This window comes from Mucilaginibacter sp. PAMB04274 (genome assembly GCF_039634385.2).
In the GTDB taxonomy this organism is placed as follows: Bacteria; Bacteroidota; Bacteroidia; order Sphingobacteriales; family Sphingobacteriaceae; genus Mucilaginibacter.
Map to the genome: position 1 here is coordinate 5,397,474 of NZ_CP155081.2, position 17,043 is coordinate 5,414,516.

Here is a 17,043-nt window from a genome sequence, read left to right on the forward strand (position 1 = left end):
TTACTGCGTAACGGTTACAGTAACTTCCTTTACCACCTGCTCTTGCTTATCAATATTTTGATTGGTAGCTACAAATGTGGCTTTGTAAGTTCCGGGAGTGCTATAAGTAAACCGGTACTGCGGCAAGCTTGCCTGGGCAATAGACTTGATATTAACCGATCCTTTCCTTTCCGGAACAAGTGTGCGCAGGTTAAAGGCCCGGCTAATTGACCAGTCATCGTCCGAAGGATATCCGGCGGCAAGCCCCGCATGAAACAGGGATGTTCCGGGTACCCACTTTGTGGAATCACCTTTAAATTCAACAGATCCAAATCCGGCCTCGGCAATAGAAGTAGCATGGTTAAATACTTTCCCATCCGGAAAACGGGTGCGGAACTGAAAACTGCCTATCGTCCACTGCCGCTGCTTAAGCGTTGCGGCCCTATCTGATAAATACCTGAAAGCTACATACAAAAAAGGTTTGTCGGCTGCTTTGAGATCATTCAAATTTACTACGCCCGATGAAAGGTTAGTGGCACTGGTGCCTAACTTAAGACGCGAGGTAACGTCAGTCCAGGTGGCTGCTTTTACATTGGTACTGTCATACACCCCGTTGAAGTTATTAGACACCAAAACGGTTACGTTATTCAGCGTTGTAGTACCAAATTGAACATTGCTTTGAAATTCCATTTCAGGATTGCCTGCCTCAGGCGCTTCAACCAAATCTTTCTGTACATAGGTTTTACCAAATTCACCTGAGTAAAATACAATGTCATCAGGTGTGCCTGAAATATTGAACGTCACCGCTGTTCCGGCTTTAACAGTGGTGTTAGCTGCTGTTACATCAAAATTAGCCGGCTGTTTAACATCAGCTTTATTACATGCGGCCAGCATCACGCTGCCTAAAAGTATCCATATAATTGCTTTCATAACTTTGCAGGTTTAATATCCAGGGTTTTGGCGGGCCTGGCGGTTATACGTAATTTCGGTTTGTGGTATAGGCAAATAAATGTCTTTTGTTGATATGTTACTGCCAGGTATGGTGTACTTGCTACGAACATTGGACGCAGCTGCCGGAATAACGGGTGTTCCGTCGGGATTCTTGTCGGTGCTGCCAACAGTTGCTTCATTTGCCATTGCCTTTAGGGTAGGAATTAGCAAGCCCCATCTTTTCAAGTCTTGTTTTCGCAAAAATTCTCCGTTTAATTCGCGCAGCCGCTCATCTTGTATGGTTTTACGGAAAGCTTCTTTAGAGGCAAATTTATCAGGTGTTAATGTAGCGTCAGACAGTACAGCAGTTGCCGTAGCACCTGATCCGCTGCCACCCGAAATACTCACATTAGGCACAGTAGCAAAATTAGACCCTAAAGCTGTTAAGTTTATCGCAGTAACCCGGCCCCCGCTTATGGTTGCCGTTGCAGTAGCGCCGCTGCCGCCGCCGCCGTTTATAGTTACCACCGGCACAGTGGTATAGCCGCTACCACCATCGTTGATGTTGATTTTGATAATACTTCTGCCCTGAATGCTTTCACCATAACCACGTTTTCTTACTTGATTAACGGCATCAATGCCTAATTGAGTTGGTCCGTTCAGTTCATTATCTGCTTCGGCCAGCATCAGTAATACATCAGCGTAACGGATAATAGGAAGATTGCGGGGACTGTTGTTATTATCACGTGGCACTACTGTTTCGTATTGTCGGCGCCACTTGCCTGGGTAACGGTCCCAGTAGTTGTTGTACGCAAAGTAGGAAGGTGTTGGTGGTGTATTAGCATCGCCTCCTACCCAGCTAAATACCGGGCAGTTCCAGTCACGTCGCAAATCGGGCGAAAGGTCTTGATTTGGCACAGGTGCCGCCGGATTTATTACCGATTCATATGCTTTAAACACGCGAGGGTAAATATTAGTCCAGCCATACATACGGCCAACAGACATAGCCTGGGTAGGTATGCCAACCCTTACCTGGCTTGCGGTTAACCGCCCTGTATTGGTTGGATTCCAGCTAAACCCAACTTCCCACATCACTTCACGGTTAGCCAAGTCATAAGCATCAGCAGATTCTAACTTAAAGATTTGTGTATAATCAGGCGTAAGCCGGTGCTTTCCGGAGGTTACTACCTTTTGTGCCCATGAAAGGGCTTCGGCCATGCGTTTAGTATCGTTAACCGGTTCGCCTGCGGCATACAAACATACCCGGGCCAGCATGCCCTGTACTGTGGTAATTGTAACGCGTTCGGTATAGTTAAACGCATCGGCAGGCTGGTCATTCAAAAGGCCCTCGGCGGTTGTCATTTCGTTAATTACAAAATCGTAAACTGCCTTGGTACTGGTAAATTCAAAGTCGGTAGCTAAAGCCGAACTGGTAGCATTTAAACGCAAAGGAACATCGCCAAACCATTGCGTTAACAAAAAGTAATAGTAGGCACGTAAAAACACCGCTTCACCTTTAACATGGCGCCTTTCAGTATCAGAAATGTCTGTTGCTACGTTAATGTTTTCGAGCAACAAATTAGCCCGGTTAACACCTGTATACAGATTTGCCCAGTAATTTATCACATCTGAGTTACTTGGCGTAGCGTTATAAAAGCTGGGGCCAGGCAAATTAGTATTAAAGTTCGTTATGCTTTCATCGGTTGCGTTAGTAATGGTATATTGATACATTTCGCCATACGAAGATGCCTGAGCCATTACCTGGTAAATGCCGTTGAGCGAGAGATTGAGCTGTGATTTGTTTTGATAATAAGTAACAGGCGTAAGAAAATCAGTTGGTTTAGGTTCTAAATACTTTTTACACGCTGTATTAGCCAGCAAAAAACTTGTTGCCAGCATAATTCCAAATTTCTTCAACATAAGTTTTTTTTAAAGAGTAAAGTTTAAACCGAATACAACCGTACGTGAGTTTGGATAAGCCGAAAAATCAAAGGCAGGAGTTAAACCGGGGCCCTTGGTGTTGGCTTCGGGGTCCATGCCACTATACTTAGTCCAGAGTATGAGATTTTGCGCCGTTCCGTATACACGAAGCGACTTGATATGCGCCCTTTTCATAAACCTGGCTTGTATATTGTAGCCAAGCGAAAGCGTTTTAAGACGTAAATAAGACGCATCCTCAATGTACCGGCTCGACCAAACCCCCACAATACCTTGCGAGTTTAACCTGGGCACTTCATTATTAGGGTTGGTTGGCGTCCACCGGTTAGCAAATGATGCCATTTGGTTAGTACCGTAACCCAATGTTCCGTTACCGCCTCCTTCTAAATAAATACGGTTGGCGTTTAAAATCTCGTTACCGTATGACCACTGAAATAAAATATTCAGATCGAAATTTTTATAAGTAAAGTTGTTTGACAGGCCTCCTATATGGGATGGGTAAGGTGTACCTAAAACCGTTTGGTCAGCATCGTTCACAATGCCGTCGCCGTTTAAATCTTTGTATTTCGCATCGCCGGGCTGGCGTGCAGCGGTACCCACTAAACCGCCGGTAGTTGGCAGGCTACTGTTGATTACGTAATTGCCGTTAGGCAGTCGGGTAAAATCATTATACTGGTAAACGCCATCATACACAAAGCCATAAAACTGAGTGATCGGGTAGTTGAGTCTGCTGATATAAGCTGATGTACGCCAGTTATCAGAGAAGCTTGACGGGAAGGTAAAACGGGCGTTTTCGCCACTGGTTAAAGCTACAATCCGGTTTCGGTTAAATGCGATATTCAAATCAGTTGTCCACCGGAAAGTTTTGCCCTGTATATTAACCGTGCTTAGCGTGGCTTCTAAACCCTCGTTACTGGTTTTACCAATATTGATTACGCTGCTGTTAAAACCGGTGCTTGGCGAAATGTTGGCGTTCAGCAGCAAATCGTAAGTTTGTTTTTTGTAATAGTCAACAACTAAGCTAAATCTATCTTTCCACAAGCCAATGTCGGCACCGATGTCCAGCTGTCCGGTGCTTTCCCATTTCAGCTGATCGTTACCCAGATTGCTGGGATAAAATATTTGCTGTACGGCATTACCAAAAGGGTATCCGGTATTAAGAGCGGTATTAATTTGCGACAGATAGCCAAAATCGCTAACCCGGTTATTGCCGGTTAAACCATAACTGGCCCGCAGTTTTAAATTAGAGACCAAGGATGCTTTTTTTATAAAAGCTTCATCGCTCACCCGCCAGGCAACTGCGCCCGAAGGAAAATAGCCCCATTTGTTTCCTGTTGCGAACTTTGAAGACCCATCGGCCCGCATAGTGGCAGTAAACAAGTACCGCCTTAAAAATGTATAATTTACACGGCCTGTAAATGATTGCAGCGTGAAGGTGGAGATATAAGAACTGAGGTTAGTGGTTGAGCCTTGGTCAATACCACTGATACCTAACCCTTCATTGGGCAGCAAACCAGCTGCAAAACCATAGCCCCGGGTGGTATTTTTTTGCAATGAATAAATACCTACTGCATTTAACTGATGGTTTTTGCCAAACGTTGTGTTGTAAGTAAGGCTGTTCTCATTCACATAATCATTGCCCTCCGTGTTATAAAGACTTCCGTTTATACCGGTAGTTTGGCCTTGTATTGTTAACGGACTTCCAGACCGGGTTTGCGTGTTATTAAATATCTCGTTCCGGCTTTGGAACAAATTGACACCGCCAGTAATACGTAGCTTTAACGCTTTGCTAATTGCGTACTCTAAATATCCATTGATATTTAAGTTGTTTACAAAGTCGCTGTTATATTCGTTTTTAGCCGATGTTAACGGATTTATCCGGTAGTCACCGGTTGACAGTTCAGGATCTAATAAATCGCTCAGTAAATTATCGCTGGCTACTCTTCCGGCCACCTGCCGGTATATCCAGGTATTATATAAAAGGTTAAACCTTTCGCTGTTACCGTTATTGCCTTTTGCTGTTTGGCTGCGCGGTATAGTACCCGACCTTACACTGTTAGAATAGTTGGTGTTGATACCTACTTTGATTTTCGAACTGACGTTTTGATCAAGATTAAAACGGCCTTGCGCTCTTCTAAATCCCGAAGCTATAATTACCCCTTTTTGGTTAAAAAAGGATCCTGAAAGGCTATACTTGGTTTTATCGGTACCGCCGGATAGAGATAAAAAATGGTTTTGATATGGAGCAGCCTGAAACAACTCTTTTTGCCAGTCTATTGCTCCGGGAAAGTCGCGATAGCTTTCTAATGTATAGCCATTTACAAAATAATCACTGGCTACACGGTTAGGGTTAAGTTCGGCTTGTAATTGTACAAACTGATACGGATTTAGCAGGTCTAAAGGTTTAGGTACGGTAGCTACGCCGTAGTAGCCATTATAACTAACCTCAGGGTCGCCTTTTTTACCACGCTTGGTATTGATGATGATAACACCATTAGCACCACGTGCACCGTATACAGCCGTGGCCGAAGCATCCTTCAATACATCAAAAGTTTCTATTTCGGCAGGATTGATGGCGTTGATATCAGGATTCTCAATCGGGAACCCATCTATTACATAAAGCGGCGTATTGCTGCCGGTTAGCGAGTTATTACCTCTTATGACAATGTTAATGCCTTGACCACCGGGCTGGCCATCGGTATTGCTGGTTTGCACACCTGCCACACGTCCGGCTAAGGCCTGATCGAATGATGGAACCGGTGCCTTTTGCAAATCTTCTACTTTAACCGAACCCACAGCACCGGTCAGGTCACGTTTTCTGACCTGGCCGTAGCCAATAACCACTACCTGATTTAAACCAGTTGCTTGCTCTTTTAAGGTAACATTTACAACCGGCTTATCAGCTGGGACCTCTTCGGTTTGAAAGCCAACAAAGGTAAATACCAACACTGAGCGGGTATCCGGTACTCGTATAGAATACGAACCGTTGCTTTGTGTAATTACGGCAGTGTTAGCCCCTCGTATTTTAACGGTAACACCTTGTAGCGGCTGGCCTTTATCATCACTAACGGTACCGGTAACAGTTACCGGCACCGCTGTAACTTTGTTTTCTGTGATAGGTTTAGGTTCAGTATCGTTACTGGTACGCTTAATAAGTACGTTATCCTGTAGTACTTTAAAAGCAAAAGGAAGATCCTTAAAACACATTTTCAGCGCCGTAAGCAGTGGTGCATTTTTTACATGGACGCTAAGCTTAATATTTTTAAGTTCATCGGCATCATAAAAAAAATGATACTGAGTTTGCGTTTGAATTTTTTGCAGAACGGTTTCCAGCGGTACGTTGCGTTCTTCAAGATTTATTTGGCTGAAGGTTTTGGCGCTGGCGGTAAATAAGGCTAAAAAAATTAAGACAGTGGTTAATTTCATAACCAATAAAAGTTTTTGAGGCAGCCAAATACGACACGGCCTGCTGCCTGTTAAAAAAGCATAAAAAATCATTACTTTTGAAAAGTTTGGGTTTTTGCTCAGAATAGCTTGACTAAAGTTTTCCCAATGCTTTATTGGGAGGGTTAATTCAAACATGTGCCGCAGGAGTGCTTCCAACACTTTTGCGGTTTTTTTTGAACCAACCTGGCATTTTAAGTCTGCCGTTTGGTGTTAGCTCTCATTGATTTTAGGGTTTATTGGTTAGTAAAATTTATTTATAGGTTATTGATTTTAAGGTTTAACGATAATTACGCTATTGTCCTTCTCTTTCTTAACTTCAAAATGTACCTGGTAGTAGCTTAAAACTTCAAGCATTTGAGACAGTTTCAAGTTGCGGGTTACCTCGCCAGAAAATTTACGGTTAGGTATATTACCCTCGTACCGCACTTCAACGTTGTACCACCTGGCCAACTGCCGCATAACTAATCTCAAGTCGGCATCTTTAAACTTAAACAGGCCTTTTTGCCAAGCCATAATCGCAGCAACATCTGCCTGCTTAACACTTATGCTGCTACCGGTGTTACTTAATGCCTGTTGGCCGGGTTTTAATACTACACTTTGCGTTACATTTATAACTTTGGCACTACCCTCTAGCAGTGTGGTGCTTACCTCTGGTTCATCAGCGTAGGCATTGATGTTAAATGAGGTACCAATATCTTCAACAGTTTGGCCCGCTGCTTTTACCTGAAACGGCTGACGCGCGTTGTGAACCACCTCAAAATAGACCTCACCGGTTATCTTCACTACCCTGTTCTTACCGGTAAATGCAGTTGGAAAAGTAATGGAAGATGCAGCGTTAAGCCAGGCTTTTGTTCCATCGGGCAGTAGTAAATAATAGGGTGATTGCTCTCCTTTGCCTGTCACCAACTTATTCTCGCCCACTGGTACCACTTTGCCCGCCTGGTAGTGTATGGCATGCTGATCGTCTATTACAACCGATAAGTTTTCACTCTTTGAAATGGTATCTTTCAGTCCGTCTGTCAGGGTAATTTCTTCTCCACTGGCCAAAATCAAAGTGGCCTTTCTTTCACCGGGCTTAATATCAAATTGTGTTTTTTTCTGTACCGTAAGCTGTAACTTGTTTTGGCGTTGGTTAAAAAAGAAAAAACTTGCTGCAATAAAAATCAAAACAGAGGCGGCGGCTCCCCACCAACGCAAAACACCTAAAAAAGAGTGCTGAGTTGTTTCCAATCCTGTTATCTCTTCTTCAATTCGCTCAAATAGGTCATTCCATCTTTTGTTGTTAACTTCTTGCGTTTCAGTGTCAGCAAGTTCTTGCTGCAGCAACTGTTTCACCTGCTCCGAGTTGTCATGCCTGGCCATCAAATTAAATAACTGCTCGACCTCCTCACGCGTGGCAGTATTGCTGTGGTACTTATACAGCAACTTTTTAATTTCCGTTATTTGATGGTTCATAAAAGCAGGAGGTTTATCTCGTTGGTTATTGGTAAGACGATTATCAAGACTACAAGGACTATCCGCTCACCAAAAAAATATTTTTTAGTGAGCGGGTATAGAATTACTGCTATTGAAGAGCAAAAAACAATTCATCTATTTTACTTTGACTAATGAACATTTGTCAACTTCAATTCCCCAGGTGTTTCCAGGTGTTTCAACATAAAATTCGGCGTTGGTAAGCGTACCGGTCCACTGTAAGTTTACCGAACCTGAAATTTGCGTCCATCCGTTGGTATAGTTCTCTTTAACACGCGTATAGTAAGCGCCTCCATTGTAGTTCAGCTTGATAGTTACAGCGCCTACCAATGGCGTAGTAGTAGCCGTAATTTTTTTAAGCATGGCGCTAACGTCATAAGTGCCCTGTCCGTTCGCTACCAAAGCATTTTTGACATTCTGCCTTGGGCCTCCATAATCAAACGTGCGCGATTCTACTTTAATTACTGGCTCGCCTGCGTCCACATAGGGTGTTAAAGTGGCATAGCCCTCATTAGTCCAGTTGGTGGTGCCGTTGGTAAAATCATTGTTCGATAACAGGTTGGTCGATGATGGCTCAATGGTATACAACAATGTTCCCCATCCTACCTGATCTATAAAATGAGCCTCGCCCTCGGGCCTTAACTGGTCGGCCACTTGTTTAGTGTATTGGTAAGAGGCTGCCGGCATACCTGCCCTGTTAGCATAATGATTGTATACGAGCTCATATACAGGCACCCAAACACCGCGGTCGGTTGTGGAAATAACTGTACCCTCGCTTAGGTTTCCATCCACTTTGTAATACGGCTGAAATGGCACGGTGTAACCTAAATTATATTTAGCGGTATATTCATAACCCAGCAATAACCGGTTATTTAATGAGCTAAACATATCTAACCCTTGGTTAGCACCTACTTGGCTGGCTTCGGCCAAATGGCCCAGCCCTAGCTGCGAGTGGCTCTGATCGCGGCCACTTTCCTGGCATTGGCCGGTGGTGCTGAGTATATATTTATCAAGAGAGCCGTTAGTTGATGTGTTTTTGTTATAAAACTGATTTACGGCATTGTTAAAGATGGTCGCATCATTACAAAATACACCATAAGCCATGTGAGCTTTTATCATGGCTGCATCCCAGTTACCATTTGCGGTAGGATAATAGGATTGTGTTACCGGGTAAAACACGCTTTTGAACATGTTTTCAATATTGGTAATCTCTGTACTGGTTAGGCTCACCGGGCTGTATCTTATCAGTTCGGCAGCGCAAGCCAGCTTAAAGCCGCCTAATGCTGCTGCAAGTTTGGCATCATACCCATAAATACGCTGCAGCTGCGAGGCCCATTTGTTAAGAATAGTTTTAGCCTTTGTAGCATGCGCCAGGTTATTGGTGATGACGTACATTAAAGCATTTTGGTAAGCACCATTGCAATCCTGACGGAATTTGGTAAAATTAGCTATATCCACGCCACCCACGTCACGAATTACACAAGTCACGGTATCGTTTATTTTCACTGGATAATTTGCGCTTGAATAGGCGTTTGCCGAAAACGCAGTAAAGGCACTTTTCCAGGGCTCGGTAGTAAGGTATTTGGATTTAATTCGGTCAATATCCCGCTGATTGTTCATGATGCCCGGATGCGTAAATGTTCCCGAAAAGAAGCTCGACATGGGTTTTACTTGCTTCTCATCACTGGTGTTCCGCACACTGTCTAACGATGGCTTTTTACAGGAACTTACTGCACCTAAACAGGCCAGCAAGCCAATAACGTTAATGATTCTCATAAAAATGGTTTTTGTGGTTTATTGATTGGTATTACATATTGGTGCTTATAATTAATGTGAATGGCTTATGCTCAATGAAGTGGCGTTTTGAAAATTAGTTCAGTTTGTAAATACCAAAGCTCACACCTTGCATAGCCACCCTCATTTGTTTATTTGTTACGGTAACCTCACAATCCTGAACCATTACCGGAACTGCTGTTTGTGCAGTTGCTGGCAAAGTGACGTTTACAGGTTTATCGGCCGGGTTTATGCAAATCAGAAATCTATTGTTTTTATCAAATCGGCTGAAAATGAGCGGATACTCGTTCTTTTTGGCGTATAAGATTTTCAGCTCACCTTTATTGCTTAAAGCTTGTTCAGCTTTCCGTTTGACAATAAGCTGCCGTACAAAATTGAGCAACGATTGATTGTCTTTATCCTGAGCTTCAACGGTAGGACGGTCTGGCGCTGCATCAACCGGTAGATATAACTCCTGGGCAGGAGCAGCAGAAAAACCGGCGTTGGCGGCGGCCGACCATTGCATAGGCGTACGCGAACCTGCCCTGTTGGCCCTGTAGCCCGGATTTAAATCATCAGGCAGTACGCTGCCTTCCTTGTCGGGTAGGGATGATGACATAAAGCGCATTCCAATCTCGTCGCCATAATAAATGAACGGTACCGACTGCCAGGTAAGCAAAAAAGCCATAGCCACCTTTAGTTGTTTTACATCCTGCCGATGGCCGCTTCTTAACCGCTGAAAGTCGTGATTGGACGTAGGCACTGCAATAAACCCATTCTGACCAACCGATTGCTGGTGGTGCAGGTAGCTGTCTACAAACTCGGTAACGTTACCTTTGCCAGCTTTAGAAAAAAACGGGTCTTTACCTTTAAGCACAACCGCTGTATCATCAAAAAACAGGGATGGATAACCTTTGGTATTAAAATGCATTAAAAAATCCATCATAAAACCGGCCTTAATTGCCTGCTGCGGGTTGCTCCATTCAGCAATCAGCATTCCTTCGGGGTAGCGGCCCGAAAACCAATTGCGTATGCCGTTCCATAGTTTATTAGTTTCGGCAAAATCAGGATCATTTTTGATGAGCGACGAAGCCATATCTACCCGGAAACCATCAGCGCCCTGCTCCATCCAGTAAGCCATGATTTTTTTCAGCTCTTCTCGGGTGGCAACCGGGCCCGCTGCCGTGGGCGGCTGCTCCCAGCTATGGGCCGGGTTGGGGTGCGCATAACCATAATTCAAAGCCGGCTGAAAGGCGAAGTAATTTTTGAGGTAGGTACCATTGCGGTTGTAACCGCCGTTAACAAACTTTTCGGGTTTTATTTGCTTTGAGTTCGTCCAAACGTACCGGTCGCGGTAAATGCCGGTTGTATCTGTAGCGGAGCTTTTGAACCAAGGGTGATCTACAGAAGTATGCCCGGCAACCAAATCAAAACAAACCTTAATACCTAAGCGATGCGCCTGCCGGCAAAGTTCTTTTAAATCATCATTGGTGCCGTAACGCGGAGCTACCTGGTAAAAATTGGTTACGTCATACCCACCATCTCTGAAACCAGATTCAAAGCAGGGGTTTAACCAAACCACATTTACACCTAATGATTGAATGTATGGCAGCTTTTGCAGCATTCCTTTTAAATCACCAATTCCGTCTCCGTTGCTATCCTTAAAACTGGGTGGATAGACCTGATAAAATACGGCGGTATCCAGCCATTTAGGTGTTTGGCGTACCTGGGTATAGGCCGTTTGCAGCCCGGCACTTATTAATAAAACTGTGGTGATGAGTTTATATGCTTTCATTTGCTAGCGTGTGGTAATAGTTAGGGTAGCTGTTGTTAATCCGGGCGAAGTTGCTGTTAGCGTAACATTGCCGGCCTGTTGTGTACTTTGCAGCATGACTAATGATAAGCCATGAAAAGCTTTCATGTAGCTGCCCTTCATCGACAGATGGCTGGTGGGATTGCCATTATCCACACCCGCAATCTTGCCTGGCCCTTTTACCGAAAACTTGATTCCGTTGGCAGCATCGGGCACCACTGTACCGTCTTTATCAGTTACCCTAACGGTGATAAAAGAAAGATCGGTTTGATTGGCTTTTATGCGGCTACGGTCGGCTATTAATTCGATATGGGCTGGCTGACCAGCGGTTTTAACTTCTTTGGTGGCTATAACCTTCCCGTTTTTTCTGGCTACTGCTTTGAGTACGCCAGGTGTGAATTTCAACTTCCACATCACGTGCAAATCATCACCCTGCTTTTTTCTGACGCCAACCGATTTACCGTTTAAAAACAGCTCCACTTCGTCGGCGTTGTTGTAATAAGCCCAAATATCGTGCGTTTCACCGTTTTTCCAGTTCCAGTGCGGAAAAATGTGGAGCACCTGCTTATTGGTCCATTCACTTTGGTACAGGTAGTAAACGTCTTTTGGAAAACCGGCCAAATCCAGTATGCCAAAATAAGAACTACGGGCCGGCCAGGTATAAGGTGTAGGTTCGCCCAGGTAATCAAAGCCGGTCCAAATAAAAAGGCCAGATAAGTAATCGTACTTTTTAATCAGTTTCCAGGTTTCTTCGTGCGTTGAACCCCATGTGGAAGCTACATTATCGTAAGCCGAACAAGTTAAATCTTCGTTCATGGGTATACGAACTTCTTTACCGTCAATAACTTTATAGGGCCAACGCCGCACACTATCCGACGGCATATCGTACACCCCGCGGGTTTGCAGGGCCGATGTGGTTTCGGTAGCGATAAATAGCTTGCCGGGGAAATCAACCGGAAAGTTCTCGAACGTTTTGTGATTGTAATTGTAACCTACCAAATCAACAGCACCCGATTTAACGATGTAATTGGCCGTATCGGGAAAATTGTTGGCGGTGGTTACCAAACGGGTAGTGTCTAATTTATTGACAATCTCCCTGAGCCTTCTGGCTATAGCACTACCTTGGGGCATGCGCTGCTCCGGTATTTCGTTGCCAATACTCCAGCAAAATACGCTGGGATGGTTCCGGTCGCGCAAAATCTGATCTTGTAAATCACGCTCATGCCATTCTTTAAAGCTCAGGTGATAATCGTATTTAATTTTCTCTTTCTCCCACATGTCAAATGCTTCATCCATAATTAAAAAGCCCATGCGGTCGGCCAGGTCGAGCAGTTCAGGGGCAGGCGGATTATGCGATGTTCGGATGGCGTTGCAACCCATAGCCCTGAGCAGTTCCAGCTGCCGTTCGGCAGCACGAACGTTAAAAGCGGCTCCTAATGCACCTAAATCATGATGATTGCATACACCTAATATTTTGAGCGGTTTTCCATTAAGGTAGAATCCTTTTTTTGAATCGAATTTAAAATACCTTATGCCCAAAGGGGTAGTGTACTGGCTTAATACACCTTTTGCGTTTTCAATACGGCTTATAACGGTGTATAGGTAAGGCCGCTCAACCGACCATAACTGCGGATTGGTGACCTTGAAGGATTGCGAAACCTGGCTGCGGGTTGTTTGCAATGCCACCTTACTACGTGCAGTGGCTACTACTTTTTGCTCTGCATTCAGGATCGTAGAAACAACCGTTACTTCTTTAGCCGCCAGGTTATAATTAGCTACCGTAAGGTTCAAATTAACGCTTGCCATGGCGTTGTCAACATCCTTGCTGGTTACAAAACTGCCCCAGTGATCAATCGCTGTTTGATTTTGAACTACCAGCCACACATTGCGGTAAATGCCTGAGCCAGAATACCACCTGGAATTAGGCTGCTGCGAATTATCAACTTTTACACTGATTACATTTGATTTATCAAAGTTTAAGTAAGGCGTTAAATCATACCTAAACGAAATGAAACCATTGGGCCGATAACCCAGTTTGTGACCGTTGATCCAAATAGTACTGCGGCAATAAACGCCGTCAAAATCAATATAAACCTTTTTATCCTTGTAGGAAACGGGAACGTTGAACGTTTTTCGATACCAGCCTATGCCGCCTGGAAGCGCACCGCCGTCAGGGCCGACCGGATGATTTTTACTAAAATCGCCTTCTATGCTCCAATCGTGCGGCACTGTTAGCAAACGCCAGGCCGACGCGTTGTAATTTTGCAGCTCGGCACCGTTTTGTTCACCCAGTTTAAATTGCCAGTTGTGATTAAAATTTATGTCGGATGGTTGCCGTTGAGCTTTTAAATAAATGCTGTTAAGTATAATAAAAAAGATTAATGCTATCTTTTTCATGAATATAGTTAAATGGTTGACAGATAAGAATATGTGATTTCTGAATTAAAACAACAGCCACCAAAGCCTCCTGCACCATTTAGTGCGTTGGTATAATGAGTTTCTATTGCTTAAGGCAGCTTATAATTGTTGAGGTACAGGAAAGCTCCTGCCGGCAGGTGTTATACGTAATAACCCCCGAACAACTGTTATAGAACGGAGTAGTGGTAGTTCATTCGATGTAATTTAGTTTTGCTCAATTTGTTGACTAAAGATTTTTCACAGCAAAAAGGTGGCATTCAGGCAACCTGCACTTCCAATACAAGCTTTGCCATACGCCAACTTTTTTAATTTGCTTAAGTAGGGAAATAGTAATTCATCCATCTATTTATTTCGCCTTTAATCATGTAATCAGTAAAAGTTTTGCTAAATGGTTACGGTTATAGCCTGTATCAATTTGTTACAGGCACGGTATCCATCAGCTTCACTTAAAACAAACAGTTTAATAAAGACCGATCAAAATTTACAATTGGAACACCGGGCGATAACTTCTTTCTGTTATTTGCCAGTTATAGTAAAGACGATTATTAAAGCAGTATGGACTACTGCAATTAAAAATATTTAATCTTTAAAATTTATGATGATGAAAACTGCAACACATAAATCAGTGGAGTGTTCTTGCAAGTAACTTTTGATTGATTTCAGGGCCTTAACCAATTGATTTTTGACGGTGCTTTTAGAGATATTGAGCTTATCAGCAATTTGCTCATGAGAAAGGCCCTCATTTCTACTTAAAATATAAATCAAGCGGCGCTGGTTGGGGAGCACAGCGGTGGCTTCTTCAATGAGTTTCAGGCTTTCATTATAATTTATCCGCTCTTCGGTATCATAAATTAATTCAGAAGACTGTCCGGCCACCTTTTGCATCAACTTGTCATTATTGGCAATTTTCCTGATATAATCCAAAGTTTTATTAGATGCCATATTGAATAAATAGGCAGCAGGTTGCCTTACATCGGATAATAAATGACGGTTTACCCAAAGTTGAACAAATATATCCTGCACAACCTCTTCGGCCAATTCGGGGCAACGTATCATCCTATCTACAAAAGGACCCAGCCTTTTTACATAGTGACGGTAAATGCTTTCAAACGCGCTTTCGTCACCCTGAGATAGCTTTAGAAACAGTTCCGCTTCATTAATCAATATGTAAGCCGTGTTCGGCATAAAAAAAGAGCTTCAATTAGGTTAATATAATGGTTTTCAATAATAATGAATTATTAAAGATTGTTAATACAAAGTGAAAAAATTATCTAATGTGAATAGCCATTATTCTAACTTTCCTTGAAAACTAATAGTTAAAGCAAAAGAAAAACTTCTGACCTCCTCATTACGTTAAGATCAGTCTAATAAGCTTTCAATCGCATAATCGCTTCCTAATTTGCAGGGCGTATAATGATGGCCTGTCCACCTTTGGCATTAATGTTTAACGGAAGGGTATCATTCCATTTCACGTTAACGGTACGTTTGCCGATACTTTGATTAGCGTCGTCGCTGTAGATAGTAGCCAAATAGGCTTGATTCTTTTTCAGAAAGTCAAGTTTAAGCGTTTGCTGAATGGGCGAGAAGCCGGCGGCAGTTCCTACAAACCAAACGTCTTCTTTTCTGCGGGCTACCGTAATATGTTCGCCTATCTCGCCAGCTACATAGTGCGATTCGTCCCAAACTGTGGGTACATATTTAAAAAATTCAATCTCCCGATCATTGGTGTACTCATTTGATCTGCCGTACCAGAAAATAGACTGCAAAGGATCAAAGTATACGACGGTTAAAGCGAGTTGCTGCGCCTTACTTACTTTAATGTTTTTGCTATAGCTATTGGATGGGTTAGGGAAACAAAATGTAAAATCGGCTGGGCCGGCTAAAAACCTTGTAAAAGGTAAAACGGTATTGTGGTAAGCATCGGGTGAGTTTTCATCTCCACGAATACCTTCCTGGCTTAAATTGTATGGATAGCGTCTGCTCAGGCCGGTGGGTTTATAATGGTCGTGAATATTTAACACAAAGCCGTATTCGTTTACCTTTTTTACCGCCGTGTCTAACCATGATAGCCCCCACTGCGTTCCACCATCAATAAAGCCAAATTTTAACCCGCTAACGCCCCACTTTTTGTATAGAGGCAGTATGGTGTCTAATTTAGCTTTTAAAGCTATATAATTAACATATAGAATTACGCCAATCCCGTTTTCTTTAGCGTGAGCCAGTACCTTGGGCAGGTCTAGTTCGGGTATCCAGCGGGTAGGATCGGAAGAGCTCTTATATTCCGGACCATACCAGCCCGCGTCAAACATAATGTATTGAAAATTCATCTTGCGGGCGAAGTCTACGCCGTCCAGTCCGCTTTGGGTATTGATTTGCACCCTGAATACCTTACCCGGTTTAATATTTTGCGGTACGGCCGTTGTAAGTGGCTTAACCAGCCTCAAACCAAGCTGACTGAACTGGTGCAGCCCAATAGCCGTTTCAGAACAACTTACCGTGCGCCATGGGGTAATGAGCTGGTTTTTGAAAATAAGCAGGGTGTCTCTTTTAATGTGCTGAACTTTTTGGTCGCGGTAAACCGTATCCATGTAAAAGGTCAAAGCTAAACTGCCAGGTCGGCTGCCCTTAATCAAAACGCTTTTGGTAAAATTTAAGTTCTCGGCCTCGCCAATGCTCAAGTACAGGCTGCGGTTCTGATTAACCAAGGTAGAGGGTAAATCACTGATGCCGGGAAGTGAATCTACCGGCAGGGCGTTAAAAGTAGATTCTTCGTGGTACTGGTAAATTTTATATGGGGATGCCAAATTAAAAGTAGTGAGCTCTTTTTTGACACTTACGGTTTTGTTACCTGCATTTGGATAAACATACTTAAAAGCCAGGCTACCATTGTATAAGCGGAGGTAAACTTCAAATTTTGCATTGGATGACTGACAATGAATTATGGTTTCATTATAGTCATTATCAATAACCGCATCTTCACCCAACGGCCAGGCAAAACGCTCATGATGGTGCTGGGTAACCTGTGCGGCTACTGCAATGTGGTTGGCCATATTAGGCTCGTCGGTTTCCAGCCCCAGGTTTGACCATTCAATTACCGCCTTGCCTTTAAAATCCATTTTATACAAAAGCTCCCCCTTTCCATTGGTAGCCAGTTGAACGGCGGTGAGCTTATTGGGTGAGCGTAATTGTGACCATACCTTGTTTTGCGCTTGAATATTTGTTGTAAGCAAAATCATCAACCAGGTAAATATTAGTGAATTACAAACGGAACA

The 17,043-nt window shown here is 43.4% G+C and carries 9 protein-coding genes; all 9 read right to left on the reverse strand.

Features of this window, described 5'->3' with window-relative positions; genetic code table 11:
* Positions 1-909: a DUF5017 domain-containing protein gene (locus ABDD95_RS23080; protein WP_345949728.1), complete on the reverse strand. Its 909-nt coding sequence runs from the start codon at positions 907-909 to the stop codon at positions 1-3.
* Between the two features lie 12 nt (positions 910-921).
* Entirely contained in the window at positions 922-2,829 is a 1,908-nt protein-coding gene (locus tag ABDD95_RS23085) for a RagB/SusD family nutrient uptake outer membrane protein (RefSeq protein WP_345949729.1), read from the reverse strand.
* A 9-nt stretch (positions 2,830-2,838) separates the two neighbouring features.
* Positions 2,839-6,273: a TonB-dependent receptor gene (locus tag ABDD95_RS23090; RefSeq protein WP_345949730.1), complete on the reverse strand. Its 3,435-nt coding sequence runs from the start codon at positions 6,271-6,273 to the stop codon at positions 2,839-2,841.
* A gap of 291 nt (positions 6,274-6,564) precedes the next feature.
* The gene (locus tag ABDD95_RS23095; protein ID WP_345949731.1) at positions 6,565-7,749 is read right to left on the reverse strand and encodes a FecR domain-containing protein; all 1,185 of its coding nucleotides are present in this window, start codon (positions 7,747-7,749) and stop codon (positions 6,565-6,567) included.
* A gap of 135 nt (positions 7,750-7,884) precedes the next feature.
* Positions 7,885-9,543 (reverse strand): alginate lyase family protein, encoded by a 1,659-nt coding sequence (locus tag ABDD95_RS23100; RefSeq protein ID WP_345949732.1) that lies wholly within the window; start codon positions 9,541-9,543, stop codon positions 7,885-7,887.
* A gap of 94 nt (positions 9,544-9,637) precedes the next feature.
* Positions 9,638-11,335 (reverse strand): alpha-amylase family glycosyl hydrolase, encoded by a 1,698-nt coding sequence (locus ABDD95_RS23105; protein WP_345949733.1) that lies wholly within the window; start codon positions 11,333-11,335, stop codon positions 9,638-9,640.
* A 3-nt stretch (positions 11,336-11,338) separates the two neighbouring features.
* Positions 11,339-13,750: a beta-galactosidase GalB gene (gene galB, locus ABDD95_RS23110; RefSeq protein ID WP_345949734.1), complete on the reverse strand. Its 2,412-nt coding sequence runs from the start codon at positions 13,748-13,750 to the stop codon at positions 11,339-11,341.
* 600 nt (positions 13,751-14,350) lie between these two features.
* Entirely contained in the window at positions 14,351-14,956 is a 606-nt protein-coding gene (locus tag ABDD95_RS23115) for an RNA polymerase sigma-70 factor (RefSeq protein WP_345949735.1), read from the reverse strand.
* 209 nt (positions 14,957-15,165) lie between these two features.
* The gene (locus ABDD95_RS23120) at positions 15,166-17,007 is read right to left on the reverse strand and encodes a glycoside hydrolase family 97 catalytic domain-containing protein (RefSeq protein ID WP_345949736.1); all 1,842 of its coding nucleotides are present in this window, start codon (positions 17,005-17,007) and stop codon (positions 15,166-15,168) included.
* Between the last annotated feature and the right edge of the window lie 36 nt (positions 17,008-17,043).

What these genes read in the sequence shown, in the direction of transcription:
- ABDD95_RS23080 (WP_345949728.1), bottom strand. Translation starts at nt 909, where the DNA reads ATGAAAGCAATTATATGGATACTTTTAGGCAGCGTGATGCTGGCCGCA.
- ABDD95_RS23100 (WP_345949732.1), bottom strand. Translation starts at nt 9,543, where the DNA reads ATGAGAATCATTAACGTTATTGGCTTGCTGGCCTGTTTAGGTGCAGTA.
- ABDD95_RS23090 (WP_345949730.1), bottom strand. Translation starts at nt 6,273, where the DNA reads ATGAAATTAACCACTGTCTTAATTTTTTTAGCCTTATTTACCGCCAGC.
- galB (WP_345949734.1), bottom strand. Translation starts at nt 13,750, where the DNA reads ATGAAAAAGATAGCATTAATCTTTTTTATTATACTTAACAGCATTTAT.
- ABDD95_RS23105 (WP_345949733.1), bottom strand. Translation starts at nt 11,335, where the DNA reads ATGAAAGCATATAAACTCATCACCACAGTTTTATTAATAAGTGCCGGG.
- ABDD95_RS23095 (WP_345949731.1), bottom strand. Translation starts at nt 7,749, where the DNA reads ATGAACCATCAAATAACGGAAATTAAAAAGTTGCTGTATAAGTACCAC.
- ABDD95_RS23120 (WP_345949736.1), bottom strand. Translation starts at nt 17,007, where the DNA reads ATGATTTTGCTTACAACAAATATTCAAGCGCAAAACAAGGTATGGTCA.
- ABDD95_RS23115 (WP_345949735.1), bottom strand. Translation starts at nt 14,956, where the DNA reads ATGCCGAACACGGCTTACATATTGATTAATGAAGCGGAACTGTTTCTA.
- ABDD95_RS23085 (WP_345949729.1), bottom strand. Translation starts at nt 2,829, where the DNA reads ATGTTGAAGAAATTTGGAATTATGCTGGCAACAAGTTTTTTGCTGGCT.